Consider the following 18001-nt stretch of genomic DNA (forward strand, 5'->3'; position numbering starts at 1 on the left):
GGGGGGGGGGGGGGGGGGGGGGGGTCCCGGGGGGGGGGGGGGGGGCCGGCGGGGCGGGGGGGGGGGGGGGGGGGGGGGGGGGGGGTCGGGGGGGGGGGGGCGGGGGGGGGGGGGGGGGGGGGCCCCCCCCCCCCCGCCCCAGGATTCGGGGCTCCGCCCCGGACCCCGCTCCTCAATCGCCGGAGGGGCTTGATTTGGCGGCTCGCTCCTCCGCCTCCATCTCCGCGAACACGTCGATCGGCGGCGGGGCCTTCGCGAGGAAGACCCAGGTGAGCCAGACGGCGAGGAGGAAGGGGGGGATCTTGAGGGCGACCAGGACCCAGCCCAGGGAGGTCGTGTCCCCCCACCAGTAGAGCGGGAAGAGGATCGCGCACTTCAGGAGGAGGATCAGGCCCCAGGCCCAGCTGGAGCGCGCGTACGCCTTCTTGCGGCCGGGGTTGCGGGTGCGCCAGGAGAGGTTCTCCTTGAAGATCGGGCCCAGGATGAGGCCGATCAGCGGCAGACCGGCGAGCGTCGTGAGGATGTACGCGAGTGCCAGCCCGAAGGTGTAGATCATGCCCGGCAGGTAGAAGTCCTTCGCGTTGCCCGTGAACATCGCGAAGAGGACGCCGAAGCCGACGCCGAACACGCCCGAGAAGGCGTGCTTGATGGTGCCGCGCTGCACGAGCCGCGCGAGCCCGAGCACGATCGAGACGCCGAGCGCCGAGAAGGCGGAGATCTTCAGATCCTTGTCGATCGTGAAGATCGTGACGAAGAGCAGCCCGGGGACGACCGTTTCGATCATGCCGCGCAGGCCGCCGAAGGCTTCGAGCAGCGCGGCCTCGGTCACGGCGCGGTCGGCCGCCTCCTGGGCGGTGGCGCCCGGTGGTCCGTCCTGCTTCCGGTGGCTGGTCGGCTTGTCGAGGGACGTCACCGGTTACTCCCGTCCGAGGGGCTTGAGTTCGTACTTCGGGTTGAACAGCACCCTACGGCCATGATTCATGCAGACCCGCCCCGAGGCGATCAGCTTGCGCCCCGGCTCTATCCCCGTGATGGAGCGCCTGCCGAGCCATACGACGTCGAGCGGGGCCGTGCCGTCGAAGAGTTCGGCCTCCAGGGCCGGGACCCCGGCGCGCGGCCGCAGGGTGACCGTGCGCAAGGTACCAGTTACCGTGACGAGCTGCCGGTCGCCGGCCGCGTCGATACGGGTGCAGCCCGTGGTCGTCTGGGCGTCCTCCTGAAGCTCCTCGGACTCCAGCTCCTCCTGCGGCGTGGAGAGGCGGTCCAGCATGCGACGCAGCCGGCCCGCCGGTCGTTCCGCCTTCTCCGGCCTGCCCGGCCTGGGAGTTCCGCTCATGATGCGCAGCCTATCGGGGACGGGGGGAGGGGTGTCCCCCATGCTTGCTCTTCTTCCCCGCGGTCAGGTCACGAACCCGGGGGTCACTTCTCGAACCGGTACCCCATGCCCGGCTCGGTGAGGAAGTGCCGGGGGTGGGCGGGGTCCTTCTCCAGTTTCCTCCGCAACTGTGCCATGTACACGCGGAGGTAGTTCGTCTCGGTCCCGTAGGAGGGGCCCCAGACCTCCTGGAGCAGCTGTTTCTGCCCCACCAGGCGCCCCGCGTTGCGCACCAGGACCTCAAGGAGGTGCCACTCGGTGGGCGTGAGGCGGATGTCGCGGCCCTCGCGCCGCACCTTCTTCGCGGCGAGGTCGACGTGGAAGTTCTCCGTCTCGACGACGATCTCGCCCTCTCCCCCGGCGGGCTCCGCGCGGCGCACGGCGGCGCGCAGGCGGGCGAGCAGTTCGTCCATGCCGAAGGGCTTGGTGACGTAGTCGTCCGCGCCCGCGTCGAGCGCCTCGACCTTCTCGTCGGAGCTGTGCCGCGCGGAGAGTACGAGGATCGGCACGCGGGTCCAGCCGCGCAGCCCGCGGATCACCTCGACGCCGTCCATGTCGGGCAGCCCGAGGTCGAGCACGACGACGTCGGGGTGGCGGGCGGCCGCGAGCTGGAGGGCCGCGGCGCCGTCGGCGGCGGCGTCCACCTCGTAGTGGCGCGCCCTGAGGTTGATCACGAGCGCGCGGACGATCTGCGGCTCGTCGTCCACCACCAGCACGCGGGTCATGAACGAGCCGCCTTTCTGTCGGGCCTGTCGGGTGAGGAGGGCTGGGGTCGCGCGGCGCGCGGGGGGTCGTCCTCGGGCGGTACGGGACCGGGGTGGTCCTCCGGCGGGCCGGAGCCCCCCTCCCCCGGGCCGGTCTCCTTCGGGCGGCGCCGGGCCACCGGCAGGGTGAGGACCATCGTGAGGCCGCCGCCCGGCGTGTCCTCGGCGGAGAGGGTGCCGCCGAGCGCCTCGGTGAAGCCGCGGGCGACGGCGAGGCCGAGGCCCACGCCGGAGCCGCGCGGGGCGTCGCCGTGGCGCTGGAAGGGCTCGAAGATGCGCTCCTTGGCCTCGTCCGGGACGCCGGGGCCGCGGTCGACCACGCGGAGTTCGACGCGGTCGCCGAGGGTGCTCGCGGCGACGAGGACGGGGGTGCGGGACGGGCTGTACTTCACGGCGTTCTCGACCACGTTGCCCACCGCGCGCTCCAGGAGTCCCGCGTCGACGGCGACCATCGGCAGCGTCTCGGGCACGTCGAGGTCCACGAGCGCGTTGGGGGGCAGGCCGCCGAGGGCCATCGGGACGACCTCGTCGAGGTCGATCTCGCGGATGAGCGGGGCCACGGTGCCCGTCTGGAGGCGGGACATGTCGAGGAGGTTGCCGACGAGGTGGTCGAGCCGGTCGGCGCCGTTCTCGATGGCCTCCTGGAGGGCGTCGCGGTCCTCCTCGGACCAGGCGACGTCCTCGGCGCGCAGCGAGGTCACCGCCGCCTTGATGGCGGCGAGCGGCGTGCGCAGGTCGTGGCTCACGGCGGCGAGCAGCGCGGTGCGGATGCGGTTGCCCTCGGCGAGGGTACGGGCCTGGCGGGCCTGCCGCTGGAGGCGCTCGCGGTCCAGGACGACGGCCGACTGCGCGGCGAAGGCGGCGAGGACCCTGCGGTCGGCGGCGGGCAGGACGCGCCCGGAGAGGGCGAGCGCCATGTGGTCGCCCACGGGCATGTCGACGTCGGCGTCCTCGGGGCGCGCGGCGGGCTCCGGGCCCACGCTCCCCGCCGGGGTCCACGGCTCGCGGTCCCCCTCGCGCTCCAGGAGGGCCACGGAGTGCATCGCGAAGGTCTCGCGGACGCGGTCGAGGAGCGCGCCGAGCGTCGTCTCGCCCCGTAGCACGTCTCCCGCGAGGAAGGAGAGGATCTCCGACTCGGCGCGCAGGCGGGCCGCCTGGTGGGTGCGGCGGGCCGCGAGGTCGACGACGGAGGCGACCGCGACCGCGACGGAGAAGAAGATGACGATCGCGACGATGTTCGAAGGGTCGCTGATGGTGAACGTGTGCGTCGGTGGCGTGAACCAGAAGTTCAGCAGCAGGGAGCCGACGGCCGCCGAGGCGAGGGCGGGGACGAGGCCGCCGAGCAGGGCCGCGCCGACGGTGAGGAAGAGGAAGAGCAGGACGTCGTTGGCGAGCCCGGGGCCCTCGTCGAGCGAGCGCAGCACGAGGGCGAGGAGAACGGGCCCGCCGACGCCGACGAGCCAGCCGGTGAGGATGCGGGAGCGGCCGAGGCGGGCACCGCGCGCGACGGGCAGCCCGCGGCCCTTCGCGGCCGCCTCGTGCGTGACGATGTGGACGTCCAGGTCGGGGCCCGACTCGCGGGCGACCGTCATGCCGACGCCGGGCCCGAGCGCGTACTGCCAGCTGCGGCGGCGCGAGGAGCCGAGGACGATCTGCGTGGCGTTGACGCCCTTCGCGAAGTCGAGCAGCGCGGCCGGTATGTCGTCGCCTATGACGTGGTGGAAGGTGCCGCCGAGGTCCTCGACGAGCGTGCGCTGGACGGCCAGCTCCTTGGGGCTCGCGGCGGTGAGGCCGTCGCTGCGGGCGATGTAGACGGCGAGGATCTCGCTGCCCGAGCCCTTCGCCGCCATGCGCGCGGCGCGGCGGATGAGGGTGCGCCCCTCGGGGCCGCCCGTGATGCCGACGACGATGCGTTCGCGGGCCTGCCAGGTCGATTCGATGTTGTGCTCGCCCCGGTACTGCTGGAGGTACTCGTCGACGCGGTCGGCGGTCCACAGGAGGGCGAGCTCGCGCAGCGCGGTGAGGTTGCCGGGGCGGAAGTAGTTGGCGAGTGCGGCGTCGACCTTGTCGGGGGCGTAGACGTTGCCGTGCGCGAGGCGGCGGCGGAGCGCCTGGGGCGACATGTCGACCAGCTCGATCTGGTCCGCGCGGCGCACGACCTCGTCGGGCACGGTCTCGCGCTGGGTGACGCCGGTGATCGACTCGACGACGTCGCCGAGCGATTCGAGGTGCTGGATGTTGACGGTCGAGACGACGTCGATCCCGGCGGCGAGCAGCTCTTCGACGTCCTGCCAGCGCTTGGCGTTGCGCGCCCCCGGGACGTTGGTGTGGGCGAGTTCGTCGACGAGCACGACGGCGGGGGCGCGGCGCAGGACCGCGTCGACGTCCATCTCGGTGAACTCGGCGTCACGGTGCGTGTGGTGGGCGCGGGGCAGCTCTTCGAGGCCGGTGAGGAGCACTTCGGTGCGGGGCCGGGCGTGGTGCTCGACGTAGCCGACGACGACGTCGGTGCCGCGCTCCAGGCGGCGGTGGGCCTCCGCGAGCATGGCGTAGGTCTTGCCGACGCCGGGGGCGGAGCCGAGGTAGATACGGAGTTTGCCGCGGGCCATGAGTGCATTGTCCGTGGTGACGGTCGGTGGTGTCGCCCTGGCCGGGTTCGCGGGGGCGACCTTGACGCGACTCTGACGCCTGGAGCGGCCTGCCCTCCCGGGGCTCCGCCCCGGACCCCGCTCCTCGATCTCCCCCAGCCTCCGGCCGGGAGGCACCCCCGGAGGGGCTGGATCTCCCGGGCGGAGCGAGCCCGTCAGCGCGCCGTGTAGCCGCCGTCCACCAGGTGGTAGCTGCCCATGACGAAGGACGCGCGGTCCGAGAGGAGGAAGGCGATGACCTCCGCGACCTCCTCGCCCGTGCCGAGGCGGCCCGCCGGGTGGAGCGAGACGAGGCCCTCGTGGGCGGCCTCGTCCATGTTCTTCAGGAGCGGCGTCTCGATGAAGCCGGGGCCCACCGCGTTGACGCGGATGCCCTGCGTCGCGTACTCCATGGCGGCGGTCTTGGTGAGGCCGATGACGCCGTGCTTCGCGGAGGAGTAGGCGACGGCGTTCGGGAAGCCGACGGAGCCGAGGATGGACGCCGTGTTGACGATGGCGCCCTTGCCCGCGGCGGCCATCACCGGGATCTGGTACCGCATCCCGTAGAAGACGCCGCTGAGGTTGGTCGCGATGACGCGGTCCCAGTTCTCGACCGAGTACTCGCCGGTCGGGTTGCTCTCGCCGCTGATACCGGCGTTGTTGACGGCGAGGTCGAGGCCGCCGAAGGTCTTGACGGTGAAGTCGACGGCCGCTTCGACGGAGGCGGCGTCGGTGACGTCGACCTGGACGGCGGCGGCCTCGACGCCCTCCTTCCCGAGCGCGGCGACGGCGGCGTCGGCGCCGTCCTTGTTGTAGTCGGCGACGACGACCTTCGCTCCGCCGCGGCCGAGGAGCTGGGCGGTGGCGAGGCCGATGCCCGAGGCACCGCCCGTGACGAAGGCGGTCCTGCCGGCGAATTCGGTGCTGTCGATGGTGCTCATGTGTTGTCGCTTTCCGTGCTGTGCTGCGGTGGGACGGCTGCCCGGCCCACCTCGGTGACGAGGCTCGCGTAGACGCGGTCCACCAGGGCGGGGAGGTTCTCGCCCTCCCGGCCGCCGCCGCGTGCCCACAGGCGCAGGGCCGCGAGCAGGACCCCCGCGGCGGCCCCCACGACGGCGCCCGGGCGCGGGTCGGTCTCGGGATCGACGCCGAGCCGGTCCGCGAGGATGCGGACCGATTCGGCCTGCGCGGTGACGCGCACGCGCTCGAAGGCGGCGAACATGGTGGGTTCGCTGTCGACGAGCGGGTAGATCCCGCCGGCTCCCGGCCGCTGCCGCGAGCCGTGCTCGGGGTCGTCGAAGGCTTCGGCGACGGCCCTGCGGTAGGCGAGGAAGGGCGGTTCGTGCGCCGGGCGGGCGCGCAGGGCCGCGTTGATGCGCTCGGTGTCGGCGCGCGCGAAGTCGAGCGCGGCCTCCTCCTTGCCGGAGAAGTACCGGCTGAACGTGCGCCGGGTGACGTCCGCGCGCTCGGCGATCGCCTCCACGGTGACGGAGTCGAGCCCCTCTTCGAGGATCAGCTCCAGCGCCGCGCGGGCCAGCGCCTCCCTGGTCCGCAGCGCCTTGCGGCGCCTGCGGTCCTCGGGTGCGGGCGGCTGCGCCCGCCGCGTCTCCTCGGCCTCCATACCTGCCACCGTACTCCTCTTTTGTCTCATGGGGACACATGTCCCATGGGGACTTTTACCAGCTGGGGGGTATGCCGAAGGGGCCGCACTCCCGGAGTGGGAGTGCGGCCCCTTCGTCTTCAGCCGTACGCGGACGGGCGGGCGCCCGGCGCTCGCTCAGCGGATCTCGGTGATCTCCGGACCCCGGGCGAGCTGGCCCATGTCGCCGCCGAAGCGCGAGCCCGCGCCCTGGCGGTCCTGCTGCACGCCCTCGGGCACCATCTGGGCGTCCTCGGGGAGCTTGAGCACGATCGGGTCGCGGGGGGCCATCGGCCCCTCGCCGCGTACCACCACCGTGTCGCGCACGATCTGCTCCAGGACCCCGGCGGCCTGCGGCTGCACCGCGCCCTGGCCGGAGATGACCCCGCGCAGGAACCAGCGCGGGCCGTCGACGCCGACGAAGCGGACGACCTGCTGGCCGCTCTTGCCGTCCGGGAGCTGGATCGGGACCTGCGCGCGCAGTTCCCAGCCGAGCGGGCCCTCGATCTCGTCGATCAGGCCGCCCTGGCGGGTGATGCCGCTCGCGATCTCCTCGCGCACCTCGCCCCAGATGCCCTCGTTCTTGGGAGCCGCGAAGCCCTGGAGCTGTACCGCGCTGTCGCCGAGGACGACGGTGGCGGCGACGATCGCGTCGCCGGCGACCTCCACCCGCAGCTCCATGCCCTCGACCCCGGGCACGAAGAGGCCGCCGAGGTCGACGCGCCCCTCACCGGGCTCGTGCAGCTCGGAGATGTCCCAGGGCCCGTCGGGCCGGGGGGCGGGCGGAAGGCTGCGCACGGGACCCGATACGGAATCCCCATCGGCGGCCTGCGCGTCCGCGACCTGCTCGGTCTCGCTCTCCGCGTCTTCCGCGGCACCGCTGTTCTTGCGACGTCCGAACACGTCACTGTCCTTCCCGGTCGGATACGACCGAAGCGTAACCGTTCCCACCTGTGCCGTCGCCCACGGCCGCATGCCCGCCCGTGGACCCGAAGCCGCCCGCCGCCCGGACCGAACCGGGGAGTTCACCGACCTCCCGGAACGCGGCCCGTTCGACGCGCTGGATCACCAGCTGGGCAATCCGGTCGAAGCGCTCGAACCGTACGGGCTCGCGCGGATCGAGGTTCACCACGATCACCTTGATCTCCCCACGGTACCCGGCATCCACCGTCCCCGGGGCATTCACGAGGGCGATCCCGCACCGGGCCGCGAGCCCCGAGCGGGGGTGCACGAAGGCCGCGTGCCCTTCGGGGAGCGCGAGCGCGATCCCCGTCGGCAGGACCGCGCGCTCGCCCGGGGCGAGCACGGCCGCCTCGGTCGTGACGAGGTCGGCGCCCGCGTCGCCGGGGTGCCCGTAGGCGGGGAGCGGCACTTCGGGGTCGAGCCGCCGCAGCAGCACGGTCAGGGGCTCAGGGTTCACTCTTCACTCCGGTGACTTCTGTCCGGCGGCACGGATGACCTCGGTCCAGCGGCACGGACGGGTACAGCGTGTGCGCGTGCGGTGTCCGGCGCCCGACCCTACCCGCGCCGCGAGAGGGCACAGGCCGCCGTGCCAAGCTTGGATTCATGCAGCCTTACGAAGAACGTCTGACGGCGCCCCGTTCGTGGTGGGCGGTCTGTGTCCTGGTCGGAATCGTCTGCGCCCTCGTGGCACTGCCGTTCGGGACCCTGCCCCTGCTCGGCGCGCTCGTCGCGGGGGCCGCCGTCTCGGCGGTGATCACCAGCTCGTACGGCTCGGTGCGCATCCGCGTCGTGGGCGGCTCGCTCGTCGCCGAGGAGGCGAAGCTCCCGGTGACCGCGCTGGGCGAGGGCGAGATCCTGGACCGCGAGGCGGCGCGCGAGTGGCGGCTGCACAAGGCGGACCCGAGGGCGTTCATGCTGCTGCGCGCCTACATCCCGACGGCGGTACGGGTCCCGGTCACGGACCCGGCCGACCCCACCCCGTACCTCTACCTCTCCACGCGCGAGCCGCGGCGGCTCCTGGACGCGATCGAGGCGGCACGGGAGACGAGTCCGGCGGCCTGAGCCCTCCGGGGGCTTGACGAAAGCCCTCCAGGGGCTTGACGAAACTCTTCCGGGGGTTTGACGAGGATTTTGTGGGCGCACCCCGGTCCCCTCAGGAGTCCGCGTCCCCCCGGGGACGCGGAAGTTCCGGGTACTCCGGCAGTCCCGGGTACGGCTCCGCCGGCGCCTCCAGCGCAGGCAGGTCCTCCAGGCGCTCCCAGGCGATCGCCCGCCCCCGCAGGTCCTCCCGCACGTGCTCGGCGAGCTTTCTCGTGTCCCTGCGGTTCATGTACGCGCCCACGGCGGCGCCGATCATGAACGGCACGAGGTTCGGGAGATTGCGGATCGTCCGCTTCATGATCTGCTGCCGCAGCTCGCGTGCCGCCTGTCCGCTGAGGCCGCCCGCGGTGAGCGAGAGCGGCTTGCTCAGGTCGAGGCCGCGTTCCTGGGTCCAGGCGGTGAGGTAGGCGGCGCCGCGCTGCGCGCGCGTGCCGGGCGGGCGGTGCCCGTAGACCTCGTGGAGTTCGGCGACGAGCTTGAGCTCGATCGCGGCGACGGCGGTGATCTCGGCGGCGAGTTCGGCCGGCAGCGCGGGCGGCACGGGCATCATCGCCGCGGCACCCACCGAGGCGCCGACGGCGGAGGCCGAACGGGCCGCTCCGTTGACGAGTTTGTCGGCCAGTTCCTCCGGGCCGAGGCCCGGGAACTGGCGGCGAAGAGTGGCGAGATCACGCACCGGCACGCGGGGCGCGGTCTCGATGATGCGGTCGGCGAGGAAGCCGACCGTCGCGCGGGCCCCCTCACGCCCGCGCCGGAGTCCCTGCCCCACGCCGGAGCGCAGGGTGGTGAGTCTGCCGCCGCGCGCGGGCTTCTCGCCGCGTGCGGCCGCCTTGTCCCGCCCGGGGGCGGTGCCCGGCTCCTCTGCCCCGGTGGGGGGCTGCTGGGCCGGGAGAAGGGCCGCAGCGGCGTCCTGCGCGTCCCGCTCTTCGAGCGAGGCCGCCCGGCCTCGCTCGTTCGCGCGTGCACGCCGCTCCGAGCCGTCCGACGACGCGGTGCGCCGCCGCTTCCAGGGAGGGGTCGAGCCGGTCACGGCCGCCCCGCCCTCAGTCGCAGTCGCGGCAGATCGGCTGCCCGTTCTTCTCCCGCGCGAGCTGGCTGCGGTGGTGCACCAGGAAGCAGCTCATGCAGGTGAATTCGTCCTGCTGCTTGGGCAGGACGCGGACCGCCAGCTCCTCGTTGGAGAGGTCGGCCCCTGGCAGCTCCATCCCGGCCGCCTCCTCGAACTCGTCGACGTCGACGGTCGAGGTGGTCTTGTCATTGCGCCGGGCCTTGAGCTCTTCGAGGCTGTCCTCGTTGAGGTCGTCATCGGTCTTGCGTGGAGTGTCGTAGTCCGTAGCCATGTCGCTCTCCCCCTCTGGGTTCTGTGCGGTGTCTCAGCGCTCGTAACGCGTGAGAGGCCGGACTTGTGCCCGACCCGAGGCGGAGATTTTGCCTCACATCAAGGTCTGTTACTCAATCGACACTTCTCGCGCCCCCTTGACCAGGGGCGTAGGGAAGTGCTGGTGCGCACCGTAACCGGTACGACAGTCGCACCGGAGACGGGCCTCCCCGTGTACTTCCCGTGATCGACCCCCGCGAAAACCCCGATTTTCTGGGCTTTTCGGGGCTCTCAGGGGTCACCCATTGTGAATGTCTGAAAACCCGCTCTTGTGATCGATCACACAGGTCGAACGTGACCATAGGTCCCGAAAATTCCTCGCAAAGCGAACAAGGTGACCGGGTCACGGTGCGTCGCCTCCCGTGTCGGGCGAACCGGCGAACACGTATCGCATTCCCTCCGGCACGTTCCGCTCACAAGGGCAGTGTGACTCGCATCACAAGCCCGCCCCCCTCTCGCGGCTCCGCGTGGATGCGCGCGCCGTGCGCCCGGACGATGGAGCGGACGATCGACAGGCCGAGGCCCGCGCCCTTGTCGCTGCCCGTGCGTTCGGTGCGCAGTCGGCGGAAGGGCTCGAAGATGTTCTCGATCTCGTACGCGGGCACGACGGGCCCCGTATTGCTCACGACGAGCACCGCCTGCCCGTGCTGGGCCTCGGTGGTCACCTCGACCCAGCCGCGCTCCCGGGCGGCCGCCCCGCCGTCCTCGGCGAGCCCGGCCGCCGGGGGCGGCGGCACGTTGTAGCGGATCGCGTTCTGCACGAGGTTGAGGGCGACGCGCTCCAGGAGCACCCCGTTGCCGTCGACCTCGGCCGGGGCACGGGTGCCCCGGATCTCCACGTCCCGCGCCGCCGCCTCGCCGCGCGCCTGGTCGATGGCGCGGTCCGCGACCTCGGCGAGGTCGACGGGGCCGCGCTCGACGAGCTGGTTGTCGCTGCGGGCGAGGAGGAGCAGGCCCTCGACGAGCAGTTCGCTGCGCTCGTTGGTCGCGAGCAGCGTCTTGCCGAGCTGCTGGAGTTCGGGGGGCGCCTCCGGATCGGAGAGCTGGACTTCGAGGAGGGTCCGGTTGATCGCGAGCGGGGTGCGCAGCTCGTGCGAGGCGTTGGCGACGAAGCGCTGTTGCGCGGTGAAGGCCCGCTCCAGGCGCTCCAGCATCTCGTCGAAGGTGTCGGCGAGTTCCTTCAGCTCGTCGTCGGGACCGTCGAGCTTGATCCGCCGGGTGAGGTCGGAACCGGCCACCTGGCGCGCCGTCCTGGTGATCCGCCCGAGCGGGGACAGGACCCGGCCCGCCATCGCGTAGCCGAAGGCGAAGGCGATGACGCTGAGCCCGAGGAGGGCGAGCAGCGAGCGCGAGAGCAGGTGGTCGAGGGCGCGTTGGCGCTGCTGGCTCACGCAGGCGTTGAGCGCCTCCTGGAACTCGGCCTGCGTGTGGACGCTGCCGGACATGTTCGCGAGCTGCGGGCAGTCGCCGCTGGAGACGGTGACGTTCCCCCTGATGTCGAAGGGCAGTTTCTGGCCGACGCCGACCGCCTGCACGGCGAGCAGGTAGATGATCGAGAGCAACAGGATGCCCGCGATGAGGAACATCCCGCCGTAGAGCAGGGTGAGCCTTATCCGGATGGTCGGGCGCAGCCAGGGGAACGGGGGCTCGGCCGCGCTGTACGGAGGGCGGACGGGCTTGGGCGGAACGGGCGGGCGGCCGGGGGGCCGGGGCGCGCGGGGGGCGCCCTGCCGGGAGGGGGACGGGGCCATGGGGAACTCAGATCCGGTAGCCGGAGCCGGGGACGGTGACGATGACGGCGGGCTCACCGAGCTTGCGGCGCAGGGTCATCACGGTGACCCGGACGACGTTGGTGAAGGGGTCGGTGTTCTCGTCCCACGCCTTCTCCAGGAGCTGCTCGGCGGAGACGACCGCGCCCTCGCTGCGCATGAGCACCTCGAGGACGGCGAACTCCTTGGGCGCGAGCTGGATCTCCCTGCCGTCCCGGAAGATCTCCCTGCGGTTGGGATCGAGCTTGATCCCGGCCCGCTCCAGGACCGGCGGCAGCGGCACACTCGTACGCCTGCCGAGGGCGCGGACGCGGGCGATCAGCTCGCTGAAGGCGAAGGGCTTGGGCAGGTAGTCGTCCGCGCCCAGCTCCAGACCCTCCACCCGGTCGCTGACGTCCCCCGACGCGGTGAGCATGAGGACCCGCGTGGGCAGGCCCAGCTCGACGACGCGACGGCAGACGTCGTCGCCGTGGACGAGAGGAAGGTCACGGTCGAGTACGAGGACGTCGTAGTCGTTGACCTCGACGCGCTCCAGGGCCGCGGCTCCGTCGTACACGACGTCGACCGCCATGGCCTCCCGGCGCAGTCCGGTGGCCACCGCATCGGCGAGCAACTGCTCGTCCTCGACGACGAGTACGCGCACGTGGCTGGTCCTTTCCGTGGGCGCCCCCGGCACGGGGGCGCGGCGCGCGGACCCGCCCCCGTACGGGGGCGGGTGGCGGGCGCGCGCGACGACAGTTGTGGAGCCTCCATCCTGCCCCTTTCGGCCATAAACCGGCGGTAAGCCCTTAGCCACGCCTTATCACTGGCCGTGCACGGCCGGGGATGGCCGGTCGCGCGCCGCGTGATCACGGAACGTACGGGGTGGAAACCTGGCACTTCCGCCAGGGGAAATCCGTGTATCCGTCCACGGATTCGTGCGACTACCCGACGAGGAGGTTTCCGGCAGCCGCGGGCTGGGGATGACCGGAGGACACCCCGCGATCACGTCCGGTACGCGGCACGCCCTCAGGGCGTGCCGCTCCGCTTTGAGCCGAGCGGCGCCGGCTGACCGCCCCTGTCTGGCACACCCCGTGCCGCCGACCCACGACCATGACGAGGGGGCGCACCATGGACGCTTTCACCGCCGCGCTGCTCCAGCGCATAAGGAACACCAAGTCCGACCTCGACCGGGCGCGTCGCAGCGGCGACGACTTCCTGGTGGACGTGGAGGAATCGGACCTGGACGACCTGCGCCGGCTCGCCGCCGAGCACGGAGTCGACTTCGACGCCGTGCAGGCCGCCGACCACGCGCCGTCCCGCCCGGTCCAGCACGCCTGAGGCCCGTCGCGAAGGGGCCGGTACGCAGCACGCGTACCGGCCCCTTCGGCTGCCTCGCCCCGCGCTCAGTCGTGCCAGGCCCCCAGCTCCTCCAGGCGCGCCTGGAGGCTCTCGAAGAGGCCGGGAGGGGCCGCGACGGTCAGCTCGGGGCTCAGCGGTTCGCCGGGGCGACCGCCGGTGAGGGCGCCCGCCTCCCGGGCGATGAGGTCGCCGGCCGCGTAGTCCCAGGGGTTGAGGCCGCGCTCGTAGTACGCGTCGAGCCGGCCCGCCGCCACGTCGCACAGGTCGATCGCGGCCGAGCCGCCACGCCGGATGTCGCGCACGGAGGTGATGAGACCGGCGATGACCTCGGCCTGGTGCGCCCGGCGCTCGGCGAGGTAGCCGAAGCCGGTCCCGACGAGCGCCCGCCCCTCCTCGGCCGGGGGCCGCACGCGCAGCGCCCGCTCCCCGAGCCAGGCTCCGCCGCCCCGTACCGCGTGGTAGACCTCACCGCGCACGGGCGCGTTCACGACGCCGACGATCGTCTCGCCGTCCTTCCGCGCCGCGATCGACACACACCAGCTCGGCAGTCCGTACAGGTAGTTCACCGTCCCGTCCACGGGATCGATGACCCACCGCACGCCGCTGGTCCCCTCGCGGCTCGCCCCCTCCTCGCCGAGCACGCCGTCCTCGGGCCGGTGCTCGCCGAGGAAGCCGGTGATGAGCTTCTCGGAGGCGAGGTCCATCTCGGTCACGACGTCGACGGGACTCGTCTTGGTCGCGGCGACCCCGAGATCGGCGGGCCGCGAGTCCCGGAGGAACGCGCCGGCCCGGCGGGCGGCTTCGAGGGCGAGGGGCAATAGCTCTTGGGCGAGCTGGTCGGTCATGGTTCTCCTAGGTCAGGCTGATTCCTCAGCCTCTCCGGCGTTTGAGGAGCGGGGCTCGGGGCGGAGCCCCGAATCGCCGGGCCGCTAGGCCCCGGCGGCGGCGGGACGCGGGACCCGCGCGGGACAGCACCCGACCGGGCACACGTCATGGCTGGCCCCCAACGCGCCGAGCGCACACCGCGCGGGCTCCTCCCCCCGCTCCGCGGCCGCCCGCTCCAGCACCAGTTCCCGCACGGCCGCCGCGAAGCGCGGATCGCTCCCCACCGTCGCGGACCTCCGCACCGGCAGCCCCAGCTCCGCCGCCTTCGCCGTCGCCTCCGTGTCGAGGTCGTAGAGGACCTCCATGTGGTCCGACACGAACCCGATGGGCACCATGACGACCGCCGGGACCCCCGCCGCGTGCTCCGCCTCCAGGTGGTCGCAGATGTCGGGCTCCAGCCAGGGGATGTGCGGGGCGCCGCTGCGGGACTGGTAGACGAGCCGCCATTCGTGGTCGACGCCGGTCCGCTCGCGCACGGCGGCGTGGACGAGCGCGGCGACGTCCAGGTGCTCCTTGACGTACGCGCCGCCGTCGCCGTGCGCCTCGGGGGCGCCCGAGGTGTCGGCGGCCGAGACGGGGATGGAGTGCGTCGTGAAGGCGAGGTGCGCTCCCTCCCGTACGTCCTCGGGGAGGTCCGCGAGGCAGCGGAGGACGCCGTCGACCACCGGCTCGACGAAGCCGGGGTGGTTGAAGTAGTGCCGCAGCTTGTCGACGACCGGCACCTGAAGGCCCTCGGCCTCCAGTGCGGCGAGTGAGTCGGCGAGGTTCTCGCGGTACTGGCGGCAGCCGGAGTAGGAGGCGTAGGCGCTCGTGCACAGGACGGCGACGCGACGCCGGCCGTCCTCGGCCATCTCGCGGAGCGTGTCGGTGAGGTAGGGGGCCCAGTTGCGGTTGCCCCAGTAGACGGGCAGGTCGAGGCCGTGTCCGGCGAAGTCGGTGCGCAGGGCTTCGAGCAGTTCGCGGTTCTGGCCGTTGATGGGGCTGACCCCGCCGAAGAGGAAGTAGTGCTGCCCGACTTCCTTGAGCCGTTCGCGGGGGATGCCCCGTCCCCGGGTCACGTTCTCCAGGAAGGGGACGACGTCCTCGGGTCCTTCGGGGCCGCCGAAGGAGAGCAGCAGGAGTGCGTCGTAGGGGGTGGCCCCTGAGGTGGTGGGATCGAGAGCTTCGGCCATGGCTCCGATCCTGCCACCAGCGGTACGGCGCGCGACGCCCGCCCCGCGCGTGTCCGGCCCACCGCGCGGGCCCTCCCCGTTCCCGTCGACCGGCGGTTCCGTTCCCGCACACTCCACGCCGCCCTTCCCCGTCCCCGCCCCACATACCCGTCCCCGCGTCGCCCCGCCCCGTCCCACGCCGCCCTTCCACCGCGCGACGCCCGTGCGAAAAACCGCCCGACTGCGTAAGCTCACCGGACCGGGTTCACTGCTTACTCCCAGTCCTCCCGCCCCCTCCTCCCCCGCACACGACGGCCTCGTCCGCCCTGTGCCCGTACGCCTGCCCGGAGCCCGCCTTGCCCAGCCCCTACCGCGCGATCTTCCGCGCGCCCGGCACCCTCTCCTTCTCGGCCGCGGGGCTCATCGGGCGGATGCCGCTGGCGATGATGGGGATCGGCGTCGTCACGATGATCTCCCAGCTCACGGGCCGGTACGGGCTGGCCGGCGGGCTCTCGGCGACGATCGCGCTCGCCGCCGCGGTGCTCGGCCCCCAGCTCTCGCGGCTCGTGGACCGGCACGGGCAGCGGCGGGTGCTGCGTCCCGCGACGCTCATCGGGCTCGCCGCGACGGCCGGGCTCCTGCTCGCGACGGTGTACGAGGCGCCGGACTGGACGCTCTTCGTCTTCGCGGCGGGGATCGGCTGTGTGCCGAGCGTCGGCTCGATGGTGCGCTCGCGGTGGGCGGCGCTCTACCGCGACGAGCCGCGCATGCTGCACACCGCGTACTCCTTCGAGTCGGTCGTCGACGAGGTGTGTTTCGTCCTCGGCCCTATCATCTCGATCGGCCTGTGCACGGCGTGGTTCCCCGAGGCGGGACCGCTGCTCGCGGGCTGTTTCCTCGCCGTCGGCGTCTTCTGGCTCTCCGGGCAGAAGGCCACCGAACCGGCGGTGCACCCGGCTGGGCAGCACGAGCGCGGCAGCGCGATGCGCTCGGTGGGGCTGCGGGTCCTCGTGCTGACCTTCGTGTCGACCGGCGTCATGTTCGGCGCGATCGACGTCGTCACGGTCGCCTTCGCCGAGGAGCGGGGGCACAAGGCGGCGGCGAGCCTCGTCCTCGCCGTCTACGCGCTCGGCTCCTGCCTCGCGGGCGCGGTCTTCGGGCTCTTCCACTTCACCCGGCCGCCCGCCCGGCGCTGGCTCATCGGGGTCTGCCTCGTGGGCGTGAGTATGATCCCCCTCCAACTGGTCGGGAACCTTCCGTTGCTGGCCGTGGCGCTGTTCTTCGCGGGCCTCACGATCGCTCCCACGATGACGACGACGATGGCCCTCGTCGAGCGGCACGTGCCCCGCGCGAAGCTCACCGAGGGCATGACCTGGGTGAGCACGGGTCTCGCCGTCGGTGTCGCGCTCGGCTCCTCCGTGGCGGGCTGGGTCATCGACGCCTCGGGGCCGAAGGCGGGGTACGCGGTCCCGGGGGTTGCCGGGGCGGTCGCGGTCGTGGTGGCGTTCCTGGGGTACCGCCGGCTCGACAAGCCGGTTCCGCAGCGGGGAGGGGCGCAGGATGAGCAGCGAGCAGGCACTGCCGGGAGCGAAGGGGCCGAAGGAGCCGAAGGGGCCGGGGCAGGCCGGGACACCCGTGGTTCCGGGGCCCCGGAGCGCGCCGGGGACGGCGCGGCCGAGCGGGACCTGGCGTAACTGGGGCGGCAACATCACGGCGAGCCCGGCCCGCGAGGAGAGCCCCGCCTCGGTCGACGAGCTGGCCGGGGTACTGCGCCGCGCGGCCGGGCAGGGCCTCACGGTCAAACCGGCGGGCACGGGACACTCCTTCACCGCGATCTCCGCGACGGACGGCGTCCTGGTCCGCCCCCGGTTCCTCACCGGCATCCGGCACATCGACCGCGAGGCCATGACCATCACGGTCGAGGCGGGCACCTCGCTCAAGCGCCTCAACGCCGCGCTCGCCCGCGAGGGGCTCTCCCTCACCAACATGGGCGACATCATGGAGCAGACCGTGGCGGGCGCGGTCAGCACGGGCACGCACGGCACGGGCCGCGACTCCGGCTCGATCGCCGCGCAGATGGCGGGCTTCGAACTCCTCACGGCCGACGGCACCCTCCTGAACTGCACGCCCGAGGAGAACGCGGACGTCTTCGCCGCCGGGCGCGTCGGCCTCGGCGCACTCGGCGTCCTCACCTCTCTCACCTTCCGCGTCGAACCGGTCTTCCTGCTCACCGCGCGCGAGGAACCGATGCCGCTCGACCGGGTTCTGGCCGAGTACGAACAACTCGTGGCCGAGAACGAACACTTCGAGTTCTACTGGTTCCCGCACACCGACAGCACCAACACCAAGCGCAACAACCGCAGTCAGGGACCGGCGCGGCCGGTGAAGAAGCTCAGCGGCTGGTTCGAGGACGAGTTCCTCTCCAACGGCCTGTTCCAGGTGGTCAATTCGCTGGGCCGCGCGGTGCCGGCGACGATCCCGGCGGTGGCCCGCGTCTCCAGCCGGGCGCTTTCGGCGCGGACGTACACGGACATTCCGTACAAGGTGTACACGAGTCCGCGCCGGGTGCGGTTCGTGGAGATGGAGTACGCGGTGCCGCGCGCCGAGGTTCCCGCGGTGCTGCGCGAGCTGAAGGCGATGATCGAGCGCTCCCGCCTGCGGGTGAGCTTCCCGGTCGAGGTCCGCAGCGCCCCCGCCGACGACCTCGCCCTCTCCACCGCGAGCGGCCGCGACTCCGGCTACATCGCGGTCCACATGTACCGGGGTACGCCGTACCGCGAGTACTTCACGGCGGCGGAGAAGATCTTCACCGCCCACGCGGGCCGCCCCCACTGGGGCAAGGTCCACACCCGCGACGCGGCCTACCTCTCGGACGCCTACCCCCGCTTCGGGGAGTTCACGGCCGTCCGCGACCGCCTCGACCCCGACCGCCTCTTCACGAACCCGTACCTGCGACGGGTGCTGGGGGACTGAGGCGGAGGGGATACGGGGCAGGGTCCGCGTCCGGG

Annotated in this window: 18 protein-coding genes; 4 read left to right on the forward strand and 14 right to left on the reverse strand. The window is 72.7% G+C overall.

Annotated features, from left to right (window positions below; all coding sequences use genetic code 11):
• Positions 1-172: 172 nt before the first annotated feature.
• The 8 genes from ACIP4O_RS29285 to dut form a co-directional block, all read right to left on the reverse strand.
• Positions 173-913, reverse strand: coding sequence for a DUF3159 domain-containing protein (locus ACIP4O_RS29285; protein ID WP_401579077.1), 741 nt, complete (start codon positions 911-913; stop codon positions 173-175).
• 3 nt (positions 914-916) lie between these two features.
• Complete coding sequence (locus ACIP4O_RS29290) at positions 917-1336, reverse strand: OB-fold nucleic acid binding domain-containing protein (protein WP_199781340.1); 420 nt, start codon at positions 1334-1336, stop codon at positions 917-919.
• Positions 1337-1419: 83 nt separating this feature from the next.
• Entirely contained in the window at positions 1420-2100 is a 681-nt protein-coding gene (locus tag ACIP4O_RS29295) for a response regulator (RefSeq protein WP_029397251.1), read from the reverse strand.
• Positions 2097-4748: an ATP-binding protein gene (locus ACIP4O_RS29300; protein WP_401579079.1), complete on the reverse strand. Its 2652-nt coding sequence runs from the start codon at positions 4746-4748 to the stop codon at positions 2097-2099. The genes ACIP4O_RS29295 and ACIP4O_RS29300 overlap by 4 nt, the downstream gene beginning before the upstream one ends.
• Before the next feature lie 194 nt (positions 4749-4942).
• Positions 4943-5707, reverse strand: a complete 765-nt coding sequence (locus ACIP4O_RS29305) for an SDR family NAD(P)-dependent oxidoreductase (RefSeq protein WP_401579081.1) — start codon at positions 5705-5707, stop codon at positions 4943-4945.
• Entirely contained in the window at positions 5704-6387 is a 684-nt protein-coding gene (locus ACIP4O_RS29310) for a TetR/AcrR family transcriptional regulator (RefSeq protein ID WP_401579219.1), read from the reverse strand. Before ACIP4O_RS29310 ends, ACIP4O_RS29305 begins: the two co-directional genes overlap by 4 nt.
• 156 nt (positions 6388-6543) lie before the next feature.
• Positions 6544-7308, reverse strand: coding sequence for a DUF3710 domain-containing protein (locus tag ACIP4O_RS29315; protein ID WP_361330491.1), 765 nt, complete (start codon positions 7306-7308; stop codon positions 6544-6546).
• Position 7309: 1 nt separating this feature from the next.
• Positions 7310-7825 (reverse strand): dUTP diphosphatase, encoded by a 516-nt coding sequence (gene dut, locus ACIP4O_RS29320; protein WP_361330494.1) that lies wholly within the window; start codon positions 7823-7825, stop codon positions 7310-7312.
• A gap of 146 nt (positions 7826-7971) precedes the next feature.
• Here dut and ACIP4O_RS29325 point away from each other — a divergent pair, with 146 nt between their 5' ends.
• Positions 7972-8430, forward strand: a complete 459-nt coding sequence (locus ACIP4O_RS29325; RefSeq protein ID WP_401579084.1) for a DUF3093 domain-containing protein — start codon at positions 7972-7974, stop codon at positions 8428-8430.
• A 91-nt stretch (positions 8431-8521) separates the two neighbouring features.
• Here ACIP4O_RS29325 and ACIP4O_RS29330 read toward each other — a convergent pair whose 3' ends face one another.
• The 4 genes from ACIP4O_RS29330 to ACIP4O_RS29345 form a co-directional block, all read right to left on the reverse strand.
• Positions 8522-9499, reverse strand: coding sequence for a hypothetical protein (locus ACIP4O_RS29330; RefSeq protein WP_401579085.1), 978 nt, complete (start codon positions 9497-9499; stop codon positions 8522-8524).
• Positions 9500-9512: 13 nt separating this feature from the next.
• A complete protein-coding gene (locus ACIP4O_RS29335) occupies positions 9513-9809 on the reverse strand; it encodes a DUF4193 domain-containing protein (protein WP_007821276.1) in 297 nt (98 codons plus the stop codon).
• A gap of 451 nt (positions 9810-10260) precedes the next feature.
• Positions 10261-11598, reverse strand: coding sequence for a sensor histidine kinase (locus ACIP4O_RS29340; RefSeq protein ID WP_401579087.1), 1338 nt, complete (start codon positions 11596-11598; stop codon positions 10261-10263).
• A gap of 7 nt (positions 11599-11605) precedes the next feature.
• Positions 11606-12259, reverse strand: coding sequence for a response regulator transcription factor (locus ACIP4O_RS29345; RefSeq protein ID WP_008745216.1), 654 nt, complete (start codon positions 12257-12259; stop codon positions 11606-11608).
• A gap of 467 nt (positions 12260-12726) precedes the next feature.
• On the opposite strand from ACIP4O_RS29345, the gene ACIP4O_RS29350 reads away from it, so the two are divergent.
• Positions 12727-12936, forward strand: a complete 210-nt coding sequence (locus tag ACIP4O_RS29350; protein ID WP_010274628.1) for a hypothetical protein — start codon at positions 12727-12729, stop codon at positions 12934-12936.
• 65 nt (positions 12937-13001) lie between these two features.
• On the opposite strand, the gene ACIP4O_RS29355 is transcribed toward ACIP4O_RS29350, so the two are convergent.
• Entirely contained in the window at positions 13002-13802 is an 801-nt protein-coding gene (locus tag ACIP4O_RS29355; RefSeq protein WP_401579089.1) for an inositol monophosphatase family protein, read from the reverse strand.
• A gap of 84 nt (positions 13803-13886) precedes the next feature.
• Positions 13887-15014 carry a ferrochelatase gene (locus ACIP4O_RS29360; protein WP_401579091.1) on the reverse strand — a complete coding sequence of 376 codons (1128 nt, stop codon included), beginning with the start codon at positions 15012-15014 and terminating at the stop codon, positions 13887-13889.
• 335 nt (positions 15015-15349) lie between these two features.
• Here ACIP4O_RS29360 and ACIP4O_RS29365 point away from each other — a divergent pair, with 335 nt between their 5' ends.
• Both ACIP4O_RS29365 and ACIP4O_RS29370 read left to right on the forward strand, forming a co-directional pair.
• Positions 15350-16687: an MFS transporter gene (locus tag ACIP4O_RS29365; RefSeq protein ID WP_401579092.1), complete on the forward strand. Its 1338-nt coding sequence runs from the start codon at positions 15350-15352 to the stop codon at positions 16685-16687.
• Positions 16629-17966 carry a D-arabinono-1,4-lactone oxidase gene (locus tag ACIP4O_RS29370; protein WP_401579221.1) on the forward strand — a complete coding sequence of 446 codons (1338 nt, stop codon included), beginning with the start codon at positions 16629-16631 and terminating at the stop codon, positions 17964-17966. Before ACIP4O_RS29365 ends, ACIP4O_RS29370 begins: the two co-directional genes overlap by 59 nt.
• The last annotated feature ends 35 nt before the right edge of the window (positions 17967-18001 follow it).

The organism is Streptomyces sp. NPDC088923 (assembly GCF_044749745.1).
In the GTDB taxonomy this organism is placed as follows: Bacteria; Actinomycetota; Actinomycetes; order Streptomycetales; family Streptomycetaceae; genus Streptomyces.

What these genes read in the sequence shown, in the direction of transcription:
- ACIP4O_RS29290 (WP_199781340.1), bottom strand. Translation starts at nt 1,336, where the DNA reads ATGAGCGGAACTCCCAGGCCGGGCAGGCCGGAGAAGGCGGAACGACCG.
- ACIP4O_RS29360 (WP_401579091.1), bottom strand. Translation starts at nt 15,014, where the DNA reads ATGGCCGAAGCTCTCGATCCCACCACCTCAGGGGCCACCCCCTACGAC.
- ACIP4O_RS29310 (WP_401579219.1), bottom strand. Translation starts at nt 6,387, where the DNA reads ATGGAGGCCGAGGAGACGCGGCGGGCGCAGCCGCCCGCACCCGAGGAC.
- ACIP4O_RS29340 (WP_401579087.1), bottom strand. Translation starts at nt 11,598, where the DNA reads ATGGCCCCGTCCCCCTCCCGGCAGGGCGCCCCCCGCGCGCCCCGGCCC.
- ACIP4O_RS29350 (WP_010274628.1), top strand. Translation starts at nt 12,727, where the DNA reads ATGGACGCTTTCACCGCCGCGCTGCTCCAGCGCATAAGGAACACCAAG.
- ACIP4O_RS29305 (WP_401579081.1), bottom strand. Translation starts at nt 5,707, where the DNA reads ATGAGCACCATCGACAGCACCGAATTCGCCGGCAGGACCGCCTTCGTC.
- ACIP4O_RS29300 (WP_401579079.1), bottom strand. Translation starts at nt 4,748, where the DNA reads ATGGCCCGCGGCAAACTCCGTATCTACCTCGGCTCCGCCCCCGGCGTC.
- ACIP4O_RS29325 (WP_401579084.1), top strand. Translation starts at nt 7,972, where the DNA reads ATGCAGCCTTACGAAGAACGTCTGACGGCGCCCCGTTCGTGGTGGGCG.
- ACIP4O_RS29295 (WP_029397251.1), bottom strand. Translation starts at nt 2,100, where the DNA reads ATGACCCGCGTGCTGGTGGTGGACGACGAGCCGCAGATCGTCCGCGCG.
- ACIP4O_RS29355 (WP_401579089.1), bottom strand. Translation starts at nt 13,802, where the DNA reads ATGACCGACCAGCTCGCCCAAGAGCTATTGCCCCTCGCCCTCGAAGCC.
- ACIP4O_RS29335 (WP_007821276.1), bottom strand. Translation starts at nt 9,809, where the DNA reads ATGGCTACGGACTACGACACTCCACGCAAGACCGATGACGACCTCAAC.